Raw genomic sequence first — 16,679 nt, 5'->3', positions numbered from 1 at the left:
AAAGGTAAGTAATCTATGGCAAAAGGGCATATTTACCTTTCCCTTGTATCGGTTTCCGTAAAGCCGATCAGCTCCTCCCAGCGCGAACCCGGCCGCCGGTAATACACAAAGACCTGGTAGGTGTTACCGGTTTCATAGAAAGAGCCTTCAAACACTGCCTGGTCTGTCATATGTGTAGATTTATCGGCCCACACGTACCGGTAGTCGTACAGTCCCTGTTTAAGCTTCATTGTGCCCGAAAACTGTTTGCTTGAGGCGTCATAAGTTAATCTTGATTCATCGTCGAGCCGATAATTATTAAACCGGCCAATCACATAAGCTTCTCCATCCCCGGTAGGTGCAACAGCGTTGAGCGTAAAAGAGACATTCACATAGTCGCTTTCTGTGCGGTCGTCCCGGCCATCCTGGTTTCGGATATAAAATCTGCCATCTTCGTCAATCCGGTTGCTGTATTTGTCGCCCGCAGTTTTTAAATCAGCGAAAAGCCTGACCCTCACTCCGGTATCACGCACAATTTGCTGAACATTTTCGGCTTTATACCGCAGACTGCGGATGTCGAATTTCCTGTACTCATTTAGTCCGGGAAAATCATTGCTGGTCATCTCCGTATACACCAGCGAGCCCTGGCGGATAAACTGAGGACGTGTGTTGAGTTTAGTAGCCAGAGGATTGCCGTTTTGCATGACCAGCACCTTGAGGTCCGCATACGGATTCTGAATAGGTGAAGAGTGAAAAACCGTGAAGTTCAGCTTTTGATTCGTTTGCCGCAAGGCTACCTGGGGGCTAGCCACCACATCCGCGCTAATATTCACTGAGGGAGCCAGCACATAGAAGCGCTGAGACACGACGGGTTTCCTTTGATCCCCCTGTTCGTAAACTTTCAATAGGTAGTTGCCCGGGATCTTAGGCCTGACCTGCTCGTTTGGGAAGGCCAGTGCGTAACTGGTATATTTCTGCAATGTTCCAAAGGAGTACTTATAGTCCGTGATCCGATCCTCCGGCAGTCTTTCCATGTAGTCAGTCGTAGAAAGACCCGAGGATTGCCAATCTGACCTGCAATGTTCAATAGTATACCAGTATATTCTTGAGCCGCCCCGTAAATCGTCGAAAGAAAAAAGCAACTTCTCGTCCGACCCCAGTACAACCAAAGGGATCCATTGCTCTTTCTTAAGATTATAGCATTGCACAGTCCCGATATGCGGCTGATATACCTTGTTTTCAAAAGTAAAAGCCTGGCGGGCCGGAACACTATGGGCGGTTGCCATGAGCCATAAAAACAGAACCCATATCGCCGCCCTCATATTACTTTCCCTCGAGCTCCATGATTTCTGAAGCAAGCGTTTCCCAGGTCGTCTGAGCGGTATCCAGCAGTGCCTTGGCGGCCGAATAACGGGTGTTTGCATCATTTAATTTCGCTGAGTCCGCATAAGTGCGTTCATCGGCGATCTCCGCTTCTATAGCTTTTACCTGGCTTTCAAAGTCGCTGATGTCAGTTTCGATCTTCTTCAGCTGATCGTTCAGTTTCTTCAGCTGCTGCTGGAGATTAGGAGTAGCGGGTTTTTCCTCAGCCACTTTCTTCACTTCCTTGTCGGGCCGTACGGGTATACTCGACGGCTTGGCCGGCGGACGCTTACTGTTCCATTCTTCGTACTCCGCGTAGGTACCCGGATATTCCTTAATTTTCTGATCTTCTATAAACCAGATCTTATTGGCTACATTGTCGAGGAAATACCTGTCGTGCGATACCGCTATGAACGTACCCTCATATTGTTGAAGTGCCTGGATCAGGATATTGACCGACTGTATGTCCAGGTGATTGGTCGGCTCGTCAAGGATCAGGAAGTTTGAATCCGTGGTAAGCGATTTCGCAAGCGCAACCCTGGATTTCTCGCCGCCCGATAATACGCGTATCTTTTTAAAGACGTCATCACCAGTAAACAAAAAGCAGCCCAATATCCCGCGGAGTTCGGTGTCCGTATGCTTAGGCGCAAAGGCCTGAAGTTCTCCCAGGATCGTGTTGTCCAGGTGCAACGACTCAAGCTGGTGCTGAGCAAAGAAAGTAGTTGTTACATTGTGCCCCGTTTCACACTTTCCGCTAAAAGATTCCGTCCCCGCTATGATGCGCAAAAGCGTAGATTTACCTTTACCGTTCGCGCCAATAAGTGCGATCTTATCGCCTTTCTCAATCACTGCTTCAGCATCGTTAAGAATGGCGACGTTCGGGTAACTTTTCGTAGCATTTTCAATCCTGACCACATGTCTGCCGGAGGGTTTGGAAAACTTAAACTGGAAGTTTACCGTCGGGTTGTCATCATCTACATCCTCTACACGCTCCATCTTGTCGAGCGCCTTCATTCTGGACTGAGCCATTTTCGCCTTCGAGGCTTTAGCTTTAAAGCGCTCAATCAGACGTTCTTCCTGCTTGATCTTCGCCTGTTGGTTTTTAAATTCTCCCCGTTGTATTTCCGAACGCAGTGCTTTCTCTTCAAGGTAGAAACTGTAATTGCCCGCATAAGTGGTCAGTTTGCCCTTTCTTGATTCGACCGTTTTGTTGACGATCTTGTCGAGGAAATATCTGTCGTGCGAAACAATTACGATGGCTCCCTCAAAACCCATCAGGTAGGTTTCCAGCCATTTAATGGAAGGTAAGTCCATGTGGTTGGTCGGCTCATCCAGCAATAGTATGTCCGGTGTCTGCAACAGGATCTTAGCCAGCATAACACGCATACGCCAGCCTCCCGAGAAGGTGTTCAGCGGACGCTGCTGGTCTTCCGTGCTGAAGCCAAGTCCCGCCAGGATTTCATTGGCCCGGTATTCAATATTGTAACCGTCAAGGGCCTCAAACTCCTGCTGTTTATCGCTTAGTTTATTCAGCACCTCCTCGGAGTAGTCGGTCTCAATTTTCTTCAATAACGCTTCGATCTCGTCGTGCAGCTGGTTCTGACGTTCAAAAGCCTCCATGGCCACATGCAGAATACTATGATGAGAGTCGTAAGAAAGCAGATCCTGGTTCAGGTAGCCAATTTTTAAGTCCTTCGACATCGAAATTGTCCCCGATGTTGGCGCATATTCACCAACGATTATCTTGAGTAAGGTAGATTTTCCTGTTCCGTTGGCACCAATCAGTCCAACCCTGTCGCCCGGTTTAATATGCCAGTTCGCCTCATCATACAAAGCCCTTGCGCCGATAAGAAAAGTTAAGTCGTTTATTGAAATCATTTGGGCGCAAAAATACGTTTTTTTCCTATCTTCGCTCCATGTATCAGCTAATTAAGCCCATATTCTTCAAGTTTGATCCAGAGAAAGTGCACTATTTCGTGGTGAAACGCCTGAAGTGGTTTCATGAGCATTTTCCGCTTGGTAAAACCATCTTGCGAAGCAGTTTCGATGTCAGCATCAAGGGGCTTGAAAGAGAAGTATTTGGCATCCGTTTCCGCAACCCTGTGGGGCTGGCTGCGGGCTTCGACAAAAATGGCGAATACATTGAAGCGTTGAGCGACCTTGGCTTTGGCTTTATTGAGGTGGGCACGGTAACACCTTTGCCCCAACCCGGCAATGACAAGCCGCGCATGTTCCGTCTGGAAGAGGATGCAGCATTGATCAACCGGATGGGTTTTAATAACAAAGGTGTGGATACGCTTGCCGAGCGGCTGAGAATACTGAAAGCAAAGAACACCGGTATTGTGATTGGGGGCAATATTGGCAAGAATAAGAACACACCGAACGAAGAGGCCACAAGTGATTACATCAAATGCTTTGATCGCTTGTTCGATGTGGTAGATTACTTCGTGGTGAACGTGAGTTCGCCAAACACACCAGGCCTGCGTGCACTGCAGGAAAAGGAGCCGCTGATGGAATTGCTTAATACCCTGCAGCAACGCAACCGGAAAAACGATATATCCCGACCTATCCTTTTAAAGATTGCGCCAGACCTTACCGACGAACAACTGGATGACATTGTAGAGATTGTATTAGAGACGAAGATCGCAGGGGTAATTGCTACTAACACAACGATAGACCGCAACGGTTTATACGCTTCAGATACGGTCAAAAAGGAGGTGGGTGGCCTTAGCGGCAAACCGCTCGCAAGCCGTTCTACTGAAGTGATCCGTTACCTTTCCAGCAAATCAAATCGTGCATTTCCTATTATTGGGGTAGGCGGCATTCACTCGCCGGAAGATGCAAAAGAAAAGCTTGACGCTGGCGCATCACTTGTGCAGCTCTATACCGGGTTTATCTATGAGGGGCCGGGACTTATCAAAGCCATTTGTAAATCCCTCGTTAACTAGGCCACGGCCTTCCCTAAGGTTACGGGCACAAAAAAGCCCCCGCATTGCGGAGGCCAGATCTTTCAGGCAATTTTAAAATTAACCTTTAGCAAGCTGAGCTAAAACAGCATTGTTCTTAGCAAGCTGATCTTTAGTAGACTGCTTTGAACGGCTTCCAAGCTCTAAGTTGGTGGCTTGTTTCAAATGCTTAACATCTAACTTTGCAAAAGTTTTATTTCTTCTGTCTTTTCTCTTTAGTCTGGTAACTGCCATGTCTTTTTAATTTATCGTAAATCCTGAGGTCGAGAGCGGATTCGAACCGCTGTAGAAGGTTTTGCAGACCTCTGCCTAGCCACTCGGCCACTCGACCCTATAAAATCAGGCTGCAAAAATAAACATTATAAGTTAGGATGCAATTTATTTGTGTAAATTTCTGCTGATGTCTGCACAGAGGATAGCCGCCGAGATCGCGACGTTTAAAGATTCGGCACCACCCACCTTCGGTATGGTCACAGGCTTACTCACCAGGTTCAGCAGTCCTTCCGAAATACCCTGCCCTTCATTGCCTAAAATAAGTAATCCCTCGTGTCCCCATTTCGTATCGTAGATGCTTGTGCCGTTTAAGACCGCGGCAAATACAGGAAGATCAGTGCTCCTTACAAGGTTCTCCAGTTCTGCATACATCACATTAACCCTGCAAAGCGAACCCATGGTGGCTTGTATAGTCTTAGGGTTATACACTTCTACGGTGTTGGGCGAGCATATTACGTTTTTAAAGCCAAACCAGTCGGCCGTGCGGATTATTGTGCCCAGATTGCCCGGGTCCTGTATCCCGTCGAGCAACAGGGAGAAGGTATTTCTTAACCCGGACTCGGACAACTCCTCGCTATGCTGCATATGCACCAGCGCCATAATTCCCTGAGGAGCCTGTAGCGTACTAATCTTGTCTAACTCAGCGTTGTTTACTTCAAATAACTTTATATTTGCAGCCAGCTGAGGTAATGCGGAACGGAATTGCGGCAAAAAATAGATGCTGTGCACCCGATACGGCGATTGAAGAAATTCTGAGATAGATTTTATACCTTCAATAATAAACAGCCCGTTTTCCCTGCGGTATTTTTTTTGATGTAGAGATTTTATAAAACTGACCTGAGATTTTGAAAGCATACCCGAATACTAAAAGCAATGTTCTTGACCTTGCAATAATACTATTTATTATCGTCATTGCTACAGGGTGTTCATCCACAAAATATATTGCAGACTACCAGTCGATCGTCAAAAAAGTCACCATCGACAGTGTCGATAAAGCCTTTGAAGAGGAAGCCTACAATTACATTCAGAAAGACATCCGTCCGATATCGGGTATTGGCATCAATGTCTGGATATACAATATCTTTAATACGAAAGACGGCAGATATAAAACCAGTGGTGTAAAACCGCTCGGAACGCCGCCGCCTATTCTAGACAGTACGCTGGTCGAGATCTCGCGGACGCAGGTAGAGAAATTTCTGATGAGCAAAGGTTACTTCAACGCACGTGTTCAGTCAGATATCAGTGTAAAGCGTAAACGCGCAAAGGTGAGGTTTACCGCCTCGCCAGGTCCGCTTTTCTCGTTCAATGACATTGCTTATGACATCCCGGATCCGGTGGTCAAAGATATCTATCTGAGCAACAAGGCTGCCTTTACCCATATCAGGTCTGGCGAGCGCTATGACGATGATTCGCTGGCGCTGGAGCGCGACAGGATCTATGAGGTAATGCGGGAAAATGGTTACTTCGACTTTTCCCGGCCCTATGTAAAGTATACTGTAGACTCCAACCTGAATGCGAGTAAAGCCAATATTACGCTGATTATTGACAATCCTGTCAACAAACCCGCGCATCAGCAGTATACCATAGGTGAGGGCAATCTCATCATAGCACCCGATGCCGATGGGTTTCCGGATACGATTTCAATGAATCCCAGGGTTTTTCGCGGACTTCGATATACAGATCTGTCCGGAAAGTTCCGGCGAAATCCCATTTCCCGATACAATTTCCTGACGCAGGGCGAGCGTTACGACATTCGGAATGAAGAGCTGACGTATAACCGGATGTATGAGCTCAATGTCTTTAAAAACGTAAAGATCGATTACAATAAAATGCCTGATAGTGGCAGCAAGGTGTTTCCTGTAATACAACTCATTCCGCAAAAGATCATGAGTAACCGGATTGAGGGTGAGGTGCCCTTTAATGCCGGTACGGTGGGCTTTACGCTGAGCAACACGTATACCAATAACAATATGTTCAGGGGTGCCGAACGCTTCGAATTTCAGGTTAAGGGCGGTCTGCAGTCTCGTTTGGGCAGAGGCAGTGCGCTGTTCAGCGATATTTATCAGCGCGATTTCTCGTTGAGCGCTAACCTGAGCGTGCCGCGACTTATGCTTCCGCTGATTACCGCAAGGCCAGGCCGCAGGGGAGGGATGCCACGCACGATTTTCTCAACCAGTTATGTCTATGCGCAGCAGAAAGACATTTTTGACCGCCATGTGCTGTTGAACTCAGTCACTTATGAGTTTGTGGAGTCCAAATCGAAATATCACACCGTAACACCCTTGAATTTCGAATATCGTTTCGGCAAGCTTCTGCTCGATCCGGATTCAGAATTCGGTCAGCGTATCATTGAGAGTAACACCTACAATATCATTTTGCTGGCGCGTAGAAACATCACGCTCGGCAGCAAATATACCTTCTCATTGAATTTTGATAAGTTGCTTACAGGCAATGACTTCGTTTATCTTCGGGCTAATATGGATGTTGCCGGCAACATGCTCGACCTGGTTTCCCGGCTTACGGGGACGCGATCAAATCCGGCTGCCGACCAGTACACGACGATATTCGGATTGCCTTATAATCAATACATCAGGCCTGAGGTCGATTTCAGGTGGTATAAGGGCCTGGGGGGCGCCCAGCAGTTTGTTGCCCGCGTCAATGCCGGAATTGGTTATGCCTACGGTAATTCATTGGTAATGCCTATTGAGAAGTTGTTTTTTGCAGGAGGCTCTAACGGCATCAGGGCCTGGCAGGCACGTACCCTGGGGCCAGGCAATTATAACAGGGGAGAAAGCATACCCGACGAAGAGACCCGTCGCGCACTGTTTGGGATTGATCAGTTGGGCGATACGCATATAGAAGCCAACCTGGAGTACCGGTATAAACTTCTTAACAGATTTTTCGGAGCACAGTTAAAAGGTGCAGTGTTTTTAGATGCAGGTAACGTGTGGAACATTTCCAAAAATTCAACCAATCCTGAAACCCACTTTGATTTTAGTAAGCTTGGTCGACAGATAGCCCTGGGCACAGGAATGGGTTTCCGGTATGATGTTCAATACTTTGTATTTCGGTTCGACGTTGGTTTGAAACTTAAGGATCCGCAGTTTGACGGTTCAGAGCAATGGGTTATTAAGAAATTCATCAATGGCGGACGCGCATTTAAGGATGCCTACGCTATATCGCACAGCCCCGAACGCTACCGCTTTGTTCAATACAACTTCGGTATAGGCATGCCGTTCTAGTGCCTAAAAAATAGACTTCAGACCGTCAAACACCGTCTCGAAAAAGGTAGACAGACTTAATCCGTTGCTGTGATTGAAGTAAATGTAGATCAGTAGAATGACAACGGCGAAGATGATGAATTTCCTGAAAGCCAGCGCAATCAGAACAATGATCACCGGGAACATGACAAGCCAGAAACTGCTGATGGTAAACGGATTCAATGCCCCGTCATTCTCGTACACATAGAGCAAACGGGAATGCGTGCCATTCATGTTTTTATGCTTTACATACACAAAAGCAGAGCGCTCCAGTTGCATAGGAAGCACGGCCACCCCGTCGTTGAAATTCAACTCATGCTTAAAGCCGCTCACCGTAAAGGTGTAAACACCTTTAATATGCTCCATAGGGTTTCCGAGCGAATCGGTCGCAATTACGGCCAGCTTCTGGTTTTTCAGAAGACTCTCCTTTACAATAAAGTTATTGATGTCGGCGCCCTGTGCAAAGGCAGTCACCGAAAAAAGAACAAACAAGACAGGCAGGCGAAATCGTTTCATTTAGCTTAAATATTACAGGCTTTCCATACCATATCACTAATTCAGCTGAACGATGCTGTAGTTTAATACAGTAGCAAAACTTACCCACAAAAGATAAGGAATAAAAAGCAGACCAGATGCTTTGTCTACCTTATAAAACACTATTGCGTTCACAACAATCATTGCCAGAAGAATAAATATCTCTACCAAAGCCATTGCGGGATCACGAAGATAGAAGAATATGTATGACCACAACAAGTTCAATATTAACTGGATGGCATAAATAGCAAAGGTACGTGGGAAATGAGTGATCGTATCGCGTTTCTGCCATACCCGGTATGCCGCAATGCCAATCAAAATATACAACAAAGTCCAGACTGGTCCAAAAACACTGTCGGGCGGGTTAAACGATGGCTTATTGATACCTCTGTACCAAGTGTCGGTTGAACTTCGTGTGAAAAAGCTGCCGATAAAACCCACTGAAAGCGTAATTGCCACATTGATGATTAGCGCGGGGACATTGATTTTGCTGTTGTTTGCCATATCTATGGATATTAGCAAAGTAAGCGCCAATTTTTTATCTTTAAGCCCACACACTGTTAACCAATGAACAAACCTGTACGCAAATCCTGGAAGATTTTATTCCGGGTGCTTCTGCTTTTTATCGTCGCCGTCGTCTGTCTGCATTTCACACAAAAGCAAACTCCACCTGTTGGTCCCGACCGGCAGTCACATATTGTGCTTGTCGGTAACAATCTGGGATCGCGGATGATGAACTACGGACATTTTGAAACGGAGCTGCATTTGCGTTATCCTGATCATCAGTTGTTCATCCGCAATATGTGCGATGGTGGCAATACGCCAGGTTTCCGGCCGCATTCGAGCCGTAATTCGCCCTGGGCATTTCCTGGTGCAGAGCAGTTCCAGACGGAACTTGCCGCGGATGCCGACAGTCAGGGCTTTTTTGAGACGGAAGATCAGTGGCTTACACGTTTAAAAGCAGATGTGATACTAGCTTTTTTTGGTTACAGCGAATCCTTTGACGGGCCTGCTGGTGTGGAGAATTACCGGCGGGAGCTCGATGCCTTTGTTAAACATACTTTAAAGCAACGTTACAACGGTAAAACGCCGCCACGCTTAGTGCTGATCTCGCCAATTGCTTTCCAGGACTTGTCATCCGTCATGGACTTGCCCGATGGAAAGACACAGAATGCAAACCTCGTCTTATATGCTGCTGTCATGAAAGACGTCGCTGCCGAGAATAATGTCCTCTTTGCCGACCTATATAATCCAAGCAAACAGTGGTTTGCCACAAGTAAAGTGCCGCTCACTATAGATGGCTCCCAGCTTACCAGCGAAGGATATGCAAAGCTTGCCCCGGTGTTGGCCGACCTTATTTTCGGGAAAGCTACCGTAAAGACACCCGCCCGCCGCGAACAGGTAAGGCAGGCCGTAGTGGAGAAGAACTGGATGTGGCACAACGATTTCAAAATCCCTAACGGCGTGCATGCATACGGTCGCCGCTACGATCCATTTGGCCCGGACAATTATCCCGCCGAGATAGCCAAGATCCGCGCACTTACGGCCAACCGGGATACGGCTGTTTGGCAAGCCGCCCGGGGACTAAACATGGATCTTGCTGCCGCAGATGCGCGTACTCCTGCAGTACCTGAAGTCAAATCCAACTATAACCCCGGCCCGGGAGAGAGCTTAAGGTATTTATCAGGTGCTGAAACGCTTAGTAAGTTCAACATGGCGCCGGGCTTTAAGATTGATCTCTTTGCTTCGGAAGAACAATTTCCGGAGCTGGCTAAGCCATGCCAGATCAGCTTCGACAATAGAGGTCGTCTGTGGGTGGCCACAATGCCCAGTTACCCACACTATAAACCGGGCGATTCGAAGCCTAACGATAAGCTAATTATCCTGGAAGATACCGATCAGGACGGAAAAGCGGATAGGCAGACTGTATTTGCCGATGGTCTGCATTTGCCGCTTGGCTTTGAAGTGACGGCAGAGGGGGTGTACCTCTCGCAGGGTACCGACCTCGTGTTGCTGAGAGATGCCAACGGCGACGATCGTGCAGACAGCAGGGAGATCTTACTGAGCGGATTTGATGACCATGATACCCATCACAATATCCATGCGTTTACAACCGACCCTTCAGGTGCCATTTATATGGGTGAGGGAATATTTTTGCATACCAATGTGGAGACTTCCTACGGGCCCGTGCGCGCGTCTACTGGTGGCTTCTATCGATACAATCCCCAGCGCAGGCACCTTGAACGGACGGCCCAGCCATATGCTCCAAATCCCTGGGGCATAGCTTTCGACGACTGGGGCCAGCCTTTTTATGCCGAAACCTCAAGTCCGAGCGCACATTGGATGATGCCGGTTACAGTGAGGCCACGCTACGGGCAAACCACGGAGTCATCGCCCAACCTCATTCAGCAGGAACATCTTGTTAGGCCCACATCAGGGCTTGAGTTTGTTTCCAGTCGCCATTTTCCTGAAGAAATGCAGGGCGACTTTCTTATTAACAATACCATTGGTTTTCTTGGTACCAAGCAGCACACGCTTAACGATGCGGGTACCGGATACAAAAGCAGCCACCGGGCAGATCTGCTGCAGTCGTCCGACAAGAACTTCCGGCCGGTAGACCTGGAATTTGCGCCCGACGGGTCGCTTTACATTGCCGACTGGCACAATTTGTTGATCGGTCACATGCAGCACAACGCCAGGGATCCGCTGAGAGATCATGAGCATGGCCGCATTTACCGGGTCACTTACCCGGCGCGACCGCTGGTGAAGCCTGCAAAGGTGGCCGGGGCAAGTGTATCAGAACTGCTCGATAACCTTAAGCTGCCAGAATACCGTACGCGTTACCGCACAAGAAATGAATTGAGAGGGCGCAAGCCGTTGGAGGTATTACCCAAGTTAAAGGCCTGGGTGGCGGCACTTGATCGTAATGATCCGAAATATGAACATCATTTGCTTGAAGCGCTTTGGGTGAGCTGGGGCTTAAACAAGGTCGACCAGCAATTGCTCGAGCAACTGCTTAGCGCGCGCGATTTCCGTGCAAGAGCTGCCGCAGTACGTGTACTTCGCTATATGAGTCACCAGATAAGCAATCAGCAGGAAATGTTTAGACAGGCCGGCGCTGATCCACACGGACGAGTACGTTTGGAGGTAATAGCCGCGGCCTCCTGGATGCCCAAAGAGCAGGGGCTGTCGCTTTTAGGCTATGTGGCCGATAAGCCGCTCGACGAATGGATGAAGTCGCCATACGAAACCGCGGTAGCTCATCTGAATGGTCGACCCAAAGGCGCTAAAATCGAACCAGAAGACAGCGCGCCGGCCGGTCCCTCAAAAGACATCTATGTGAAGGGAAAAGCGATATACATGAAGGAAGGTTATTGTACCACCTGTCACCAACCCGATGGAAAAGGGCTTCCCTCCTCCGGCTTTCCGCCGCTTGCCGGTACGGCCTGGGTTACAGGCAGCCCGGACAGGCTTGTAAAAATCATTCTAAAAGGCCTCCAGGGCCCTATTACAGTAAACGGCAGGAAGTATAGCGGACAAGTACCCATGACGCCTTTCGGCGGTATGCTGACAGACGAAGAAGTAGCAGCAGTAGCCACATATGTGCGCAACGCGTTTGGGAACAAGGCGCCGGCAATCAGCCCCGAAAAGGTAAAGGCTTTGCGGGCCGCGACAAAAGCTAAAGCCGGATTTTATTCTCCGGCAGAACTTCTAAAGCAGCACCCGTTGGAAAATAATAAATAATCAGGCTTATGGCTCCCGATAGGGAACGTTCATCGCAAATTTTCCTGCCCATTTGACCGGTACCGGTTTGCCAAGCGACCAATGAACGGCATTGATAACCAGGCGTTGTAACGCCTCTTCGTTAAAATCAGCCGGATGGCCCAGGGTAGTCATAAATACCTTGCCGCCTGCGGGTGTACACCAGGTCCAGGCTACGGGATTGTCGACAGCCTCTTTGTCCGGACGAATAGCTCTGCCCATCAATAATGGCGTAGCGCCCTTTACAGGGTAGTCTGGCAGTACATGATACAGCCAGGAGGCAGCCGGAAACTTAGCTGAAACACCCGTTAAGACCGGATGCTTAGCCTGATCTTTAATAAGCGTAACCTCTGTGGTAGAATTGTGCCCGTAATGTGTATGTCCGCCTTTACCCCAGCCACCGGGAGCACCGAGAGCAAATTCACCAAATTCATTCCATTTCACTAGTGGATGTCCTGCAGGATAGTTAAAAGCGTGGGTGCTGGTACGAAACCCCATCACCGGTTTGCCCGACTTCAAATAGGCGTCGATATATTTAATCTGTTCCGCAGGTAGTCGCCTCCACCTCAGAAAAAACACGGCCAGATCTGCTTCCTGCAGCACTTCAAGTCCGGGTATGTTTTCTTCGGAGTTATGATCTGGGGCCGATTTGAGTATCCGGGTCCGTATATTGTAATGCTTTTCCAGTTCAGCAGCAATAAGCGGCATCGTCGCCTCGCTGCTGTATTCATGATCGCCGGTTACGAAGACAACCAAAGGTTTTTCTCCCCGGTCGCCACGACGCTGCGCATCTGAGTCTAAGACCAAAAAGAAAAGCAACAGCGTGAGACAGGATAAAAATGGGAAAGTTTTCAAGTTTTCTTTGGTTTTGCTATTGGGTACATACGAATCTAATAAATATTTCCCCAATAATATCGTCATTTCAGTTAAGCATTAATCAGGACCCAGTATGGCCCGCTTCAATAGCCTTACCGGCAATCTTCTGATAAGCATAGCTGATCAGGCTTATCTTGTCGGAGATCTTATCATGGCTCAGTTTGATCCATCCGTAATGCTGATTTCCGTCAATTTTAAACCTGATCCCGAGAAATTTATCCGATTTACCTGCCCAGAGACCAGTGTAGCTTTCCTGCTGCGCGGTTTTAGATGAACCAGTGATGAAACCTTTAGTGAGGGCGTCCGTCCAGATGCAGCCATCAACCGGCGTTTCCGAGATCAGTTCATCTTTCTCCAGTGGTTGCGTCCATAGTGCGTTGATCACCAGTTCCTCGCCATCCCGAACCATAACTCTTGCGCTTTTAGCTGATTTAGGGCTTACCATCAGGTACATATGCGGCTTGTCGTTATGATGAATCAGGATAGAGAAGAAATTGAAGTCAGCGTTACCATCTGCATCTACATCGAGAGAAACGTGCTGATTATATCCCAGAACTGCGTTTACCTCCCTGCATATTATTTCAGCATTAGGATTGTCACCCAAAGTAGTTCCGCTTACAGGAGCGCTTTCCATCGGATCTTCAGGAAGCTTCGGTTTGTCTGCTTTGTCGAGGGGCTGTTTTTTACAAGCCAGCAATGACAGGGCAACGAATGTGATTAGAAGTGTTAATTTTTTCATGTCCTTTAAACGTATGAGCTGAGGCAAACGTTACAGTTTGCCAAGCTAATCAGTTCGTCTTTTGTCCAGCTGTTATCCACTTGTCATCCACTTGTTGTCCATTTGTCATCCACTGATCGGTGGCCGAGGTATGCTTAGCTACCGACGGGCAACGGAAGGAGAATTAGCCTGTATAGCTTCGCAATTATATTGCAGGATGGTGCATGATGCTGTTCTGGAAAAAAATCGCGATACTCGTTTTATCCAAATGAACTTTATGAGCTATATTTTCAGATCCCTGCTGGCATGTATTTTTATTTTTCACTTCGTAACGGCCCTCGGGGCGGTTGCCCAGACTGGCAGGCCAGCCAAACTGCAAACTGAACACTTGGTGAGACCTTTGGGAATTGACGTGACCAATCCAAGGTTTTCATGGGTGATGGTTGACGGCCGGACAGGTGCGCGGCAGACTGCTTACCGCATCATCGTCGGGAAAGATTCTGCGGGTTTGAAACTTAAAAAGAATGTGGTTTGGGATTCCGGAAAAATCGGTGCCGATAAAAGTCTGGTAGCGTACAAAGGCACTCCGCTTGAGCCCTTTACGAAGTATTTCTGGCTGGTTGAAGTATGGGACAAGGATGGTCGGCCAGCTTCTGCAGGATCCAGTTTTGAAATGGGCATGATGAAGGGCGGCAACTGGAAGGGAAGCTGGATCAGCGACAGTCAGAACCGTGATACAAGGCCAGCGCCTTATTTCCGCAAAGTTTTCGCGGCAGAAAAGAAGATTAAATCCGCCAGGGCTTATATCGCTTGCGGGGGGCTCTATGAGTTATACTTAAACGGCCGGAAAGTAGGCAATCATAGGATGGACCCGACCTATACCCGGTACGACAGGCGTACGCTGTACGTGACTTATGATGTAACAGGGCATTTGCAAAATGGCAAGAATGCCGTGGGCGTGTTGCTCGGTAACGGATGGTACAATCATCAGTCGACCGCCGTGTGGGACTTCCATAACGCCCCTTGGCGCAACAGGCCAACCTTTTGTATGGACCTGCGCATCACTTATGCCGATGGCTCTGTGGAAACCCTGGGTTCCGATCGTGACTGGAAAACCTCTTTAAGTCCGGTTATTTTTAATAGCATATACACTGCTGAGCATTATGACGCTCGATTGGAGCAGTTTGGATGGAATGTGGTGAACTTTGATGATTCAAAATGGAAAGGCTCCATTCCGAGAAGCGCACCTTCTGACAACGTGGTTGCGCAGGCTTTGCATCCGATAAGAAATGTGGATACCCTACCGGCGGTGCATATGAACAAGATCAATGACACGGCATACGTATTTGATATCGGTAGAAATATCTCTGGGGTAAGCAAGATCACTGTCACCGGCGAAGCGGGTACTGTGGTAAGGCTTAAACATGCGGAGCGTTTATATAAGAGCGGTCGGGTAGATATGTCGAATATCGATCAGCACTATCGGCCTACCGACGATACAGATCCTTTCCAGACGGATATTTTTATACTCAGCGGGAGGGGAGAAGAGTCGTTTATGCCCCGGTTCAACTACAAAGGTTTTCAGTACGTGGAGGTGACGGCAAGCAAGCCGGTTAAGCTGAAACAATCGGACATTACAGGATATTTTATGCATAGCGACGTACCTGTTACCGGCCACATTAAGTCTTCGAACCCAACGGTCGACAAGATCTGGTTTGCCACAAACAGTTCCTATTTGTCTAACCTGTTCGGTTATCCGACCGACTGTCCGCAACGCGAAAAGAACGGATGGACGGGCGATGCGCATATTGCTGTGGAAACAGGTCTTTTCAGTTTTGATGGCATAACGATTTATGAGAAGTGGATGGCTGATCATCGTGATGAACAGCAGCCAAACGGCGTTTTGCCTTCTATCATTCCTACCGACGGATGGGGCTATGAATGGGGCAACGGGCCTGACTGGACGAGTACGATGGTACTTATTCCCTGGAACATTTATCAGTATTATGGCGACGACCGGATTCTGCGCGCTAATTACGACAATATGAGGCGGTATGTAGACCACATTACAGATATTGCGCCATCGGGTCTGACCACCTGGGGGCTGGGCGACTGGGTTCCGGTGAGTACCAAGCCTCCTGTGGAGTTTACTTCGTCGGTATATTATTTTGTAGACGTGACGATCATGGCCAAAACGGCCCGATTGCTGAACAATACGGTCGACGCGAATCGGTATGCTGCCCTGGCCAATAAGATAAAGGCTGCTTTTAATAAAAAATATCTGAACGAGTCGACCGCCATATACGGTGCCGGCCTCCAAACGGAATTGAGCATGCCGTTGTACTGGGGACTGGTGCCTGAGAACCTGAAAGCTAAGGTTGCGGCGAATCTGGCTAAGAAAGTTTCCGAGAGCAACAATCACATTGATGTGGGTTTGCTGGGCACGAAGTCGATTTTGAATGCGCTAAGTGAAAACGGTTATGCCGATCTGGCTTACACAGTAGCCTCACAGGAAACTTATCCTTCCTGGGGCTGGTGGATCGTGAACGGGGCTACAACCTTGTATGAGAACTGGCGCATTGATGCCAAAAATGATATTTCACTAAACCACATTATGTTTGGTGAGATCGGCGCCTGGCTTTACAAAGCACTTGGAGGCTTGAAACCAGATGAGCAACGCCCGGGATTTAAAAATGTCATGCTGCGGCCGAATTTCGTATCGGGTCTTAATGAGTTTGAGGCGCGGCATACAGGCCCTTATGGGGAGATTGTCTCTTCCTGGAAGCGATCCGGGTCCTCGGTGTTCTATGATGTGGTAGTTCCGGCCAACTCGACGGCGACAGTGCATTTTCCGGCAGATAAGAAGGCTTACCGTAATGGAACGGCGGTAAGCAGCACGCTTAACATCGTTGCCGGTAAGCACCGGTTTGAAATAAAATAAATTCGGTA

General features: G+C 48.2%; 12 protein-coding genes and 1 tRNA gene. 4 read left to right on the top strand and 9 right to left on the bottom strand.

Features of this window, described 5'->3' with window-relative positions; all coding sequences use genetic code 11:
• Positions 1-32: 32 nt before the first annotated feature.
• Together J3P40_RS17425 and J3P40_RS17420 are read right to left on the bottom strand one after the other, a co-directional pair.
• Positions 33-1,265, bottom strand: coding sequence for a type IX secretion system plug protein (locus J3P40_RS17425; protein ID WP_256007555.1), 1,233 nt, complete (start codon positions 1,263-1,265; stop codon positions 33-35).
• A gap of 37 nt (positions 1,266-1,302) precedes the next feature.
• On the bottom strand, positions 1,303-3,219 hold the full coding sequence (locus J3P40_RS17420; protein WP_256007554.1) for an ABC-F family ATP-binding cassette domain-containing protein: 1,917 nt from the start codon (positions 3,217-3,219) through the stop codon (positions 1,303-1,305).
• A gap of 38 nt (positions 3,220-3,257) precedes the next feature.
• On the opposite strand from J3P40_RS17420, the gene J3P40_RS17415 reads away from it, so the two are divergent.
• Positions 3,258-4,289 (top strand): quinone-dependent dihydroorotate dehydrogenase, encoded by a 1,032-nt coding sequence (locus J3P40_RS17415; RefSeq protein ID WP_256007553.1) that lies wholly within the window; start codon positions 3,258-3,260, stop codon positions 4,287-4,289.
• A gap of 78 nt (positions 4,290-4,367) precedes the next feature.
• Here the strand turns inward: J3P40_RS17415 and J3P40_RS17410 are convergent, their stop codons facing one another.
• The 3 genes from J3P40_RS17410 to J3P40_RS17400 form a co-directional block, all read right to left on the bottom strand.
• Entirely contained in the window at positions 4,368-4,541 is a 174-nt protein-coding gene (locus tag J3P40_RS17410; RefSeq protein WP_256007552.1) for a spore protein, read from the bottom strand.
• A gap of 26 nt (positions 4,542-4,567) precedes the next feature.
• A tRNA-Cys gene (locus tag J3P40_RS17405) sits at positions 4,568-4,638 on the bottom strand.
• Between the two features lie 47 nt (positions 4,639-4,685).
• Complete coding sequence (locus J3P40_RS17400) at positions 4,686-5,435, bottom strand: TrmH family RNA methyltransferase (RefSeq protein ID WP_256007551.1); 750 nt, start codon at positions 5,433-5,435, stop codon at positions 4,686-4,688.
• Between J3P40_RS17400 and tamL the strand changes: the two genes are divergently transcribed.
• Complete coding sequence (gene tamL / locus J3P40_RS17395) at positions 5,426-7,822, top strand: translocation and assembly module lipoprotein TamL (RefSeq protein ID WP_256007550.1); 2,397 nt, start codon at positions 5,426-5,428, stop codon at positions 7,820-7,822. The genes J3P40_RS17400 and tamL overlap by 10 nt on opposite strands.
• A 3-nt stretch (positions 7,823-7,825) precedes the next feature.
• On the opposite strand, the gene J3P40_RS17390 is transcribed toward tamL, so the two are convergent.
• Positions 7,826-8,356, bottom strand: a complete 531-nt coding sequence (locus tag J3P40_RS17390) for a hypothetical protein (RefSeq protein WP_256007549.1) — start codon at positions 8,354-8,356, stop codon at positions 7,826-7,828.
• Positions 8,357-8,392: 36 nt separating this feature from the next.
• Positions 8,393-8,878, bottom strand: a complete 486-nt coding sequence (locus J3P40_RS17385; RefSeq protein ID WP_256007548.1) for a TspO/MBR family protein — start codon at positions 8,876-8,878, stop codon at positions 8,393-8,395.
• Positions 8,879-8,941: 63 nt separating this feature from the next.
• Between J3P40_RS17385 and J3P40_RS17380 the strand changes: the two genes are divergently transcribed.
• The gene (locus J3P40_RS17380; RefSeq protein ID WP_256007547.1) at positions 8,942-12,118 is read left to right on the top strand and encodes a PVC-type heme-binding CxxCH protein; all 3,177 of its coding nucleotides are present in this window, start codon (positions 8,942-8,944) and stop codon (positions 12,116-12,118) included.
• Between the two features lie 6 nt (positions 12,119-12,124).
• On the opposite strand, the gene J3P40_RS17375 is transcribed toward J3P40_RS17380, so the two are convergent.
• Positions 12,125-12,991, bottom strand: coding sequence for a ThuA domain-containing protein (locus J3P40_RS17375; protein WP_256007546.1), 867 nt, complete (start codon positions 12,989-12,991; stop codon positions 12,125-12,127).
• An 82-nt stretch (positions 12,992-13,073) separates the two neighbouring features.
• Complete coding sequence (locus J3P40_RS17370) at positions 13,074-13,751, bottom strand: hypothetical protein (protein ID WP_256007545.1); 678 nt, start codon at positions 13,749-13,751, stop codon at positions 13,074-13,076.
• Positions 13,752-14,007: 256 nt separating this feature from the next.
• Here J3P40_RS17370 and J3P40_RS17365 point away from each other — a divergent pair, with 256 nt between their 5' ends.
• A complete protein-coding gene (locus tag J3P40_RS17365) occupies positions 14,008-16,671 on the top strand; it encodes a glycoside hydrolase family 78 protein (RefSeq protein ID WP_256007544.1) in 2,664 nt (887 codons plus the stop codon).
• Positions 16,672-16,679 lie beyond the last annotated feature (8 nt).

Origin of the sequence: Pedobacter deserti (assembly GCF_024436415.1) — a bacterium.
In the GTDB taxonomy this organism is placed as follows: domain Bacteria; phylum Bacteroidota; class Bacteroidia; order Sphingobacteriales; family Sphingobacteriaceae; genus Pedobacter; species Pedobacter faecalis.
This window is presented reverse-complemented; position numbering and strand designations above follow the sequence as displayed.